The sequence below is a fragment of the Arthrobacter sp. TS-15 genome, assembly GCF_006964045.1.
GTDB lineage: Bacteria > Actinomycetota > Actinomycetes > Actinomycetales > Micrococcaceae > Arthrobacter.
The window spans coordinates 1-1,100 of record NZ_SDXQ01000076.1; the positions used below are offsets into that span (position 1 = coordinate 1).

Below are 1,100 nucleotides of genomic sequence, written 5' to 3' on the forward strand. Positions count from 1 at the left end.
GGCGACGACCATGCACTGGAAGACGGCGCTGGCGTGCTGGTAGGCGTCGGCGAGGAGCTGCTGATGGCGACTGCTCACGTACTCCCAGAAGCTCACCCGCGTTTCACCCCACTGTCGCCTCAGCCATCACTGTCGCCTCAGTCGTCGTCCTCCGCGGCCTGCTCCACCAGCGGGATGATCCGCAGCGGCACGGGGTTCTCCATGACGATCGCCGTGGAGGCCCGGACGATGCCATCAAAACCGACAACCCGGTCGATCACCCGCTGAAGATCGGCGTTGGACCGCGCCACGAGCCGGCACAGCATGTCCCCGCCGCCCGTCGTCGTGTGCAGCTCCAGCACCTCGGGCACGGTCGCCAAGTGCGCCCGTACGTCCGTGCCTTGGCCCTGCCGGATCTGCAGCGTCGCGAAAGCGGTGACGGGATAGCCGAGGGCCGCGGGATCCACCTGCGGCCCGAACCCCCGGATGACTCCATTCGACTGAAGCCGGTCGAGCCGCGCCTGCACGGTCCCGCGCGCGACCCCGAGCCGCCGGGACATCTCCAGCACCCCGATCCGCGGCTCCCGTGCGAGCAGCACCAGCAGCCGCCCGTCCAGATGATCGATCGCCATGAAGGCCTCCGAGGTGGTCAACCTGTACACAAAGCCCGGCCCAGCAGGCATTTCACTGCACATATTGCCCAGCAGATCCGCAAACTATTGCGCACCTTGCCGAAGGGGGAGAGCCTGCGTCCATGACTCAGACCACTCACCACACCCCCGAGACCGCGCGGCAGGCAGACCCCTTCCCGGTCAAGGGAATGGACGCGGTCGTCTTCGCCGTGGGCAACGCCAAGCAGGCGGCGCACTACTACTCCACCGCCTTCGGCATGAAGCTGGTCGCCTACTCCGGACCGGAGAACGGCAGCCGCGAGACCGCGAGCTACGTCCTGGAGAACGGCTCCGCCCGCTTCGTCCTCACCTCCGTCATCAAGGCGGCCACCCCCTGGGGCCACTTCCTCGCCGAACACGTGGCGGAGCACGGTGACGGCGTGGTCGACCTCGCCATCGAGGTCCCGGACGCCCGCGCCGCGTTCGCCTACGCCGTCGAGCACGGCGCCC

At 68.5% G+C, this 1,100-nt stretch carries 2 protein-coding genes; one reads left to right on the forward strand and one right to left on the reverse strand.

The annotated features are described in order from the left end of the window. Window positions 1-137: 137 nt before the first annotated feature. Window positions 138-611, reverse strand: a complete 474-nt coding sequence (locus tag EU811_RS22825; RefSeq protein ID WP_055617039.1) for an Lrp/AsnC family transcriptional regulator — start codon at window positions 609-611, stop codon at window positions 138-140. 122 nt (window positions 612-733) lie between these two features. Here EU811_RS22825 and EU811_RS22830 point away from each other — a divergent pair. Then, window positions 734-1,100, forward strand: a 367-nt coding sequence (locus tag EU811_RS22830) for a VOC family protein (RefSeq protein ID WP_187697301.1), incomplete at its 3' end; no start/stop codon positions are given.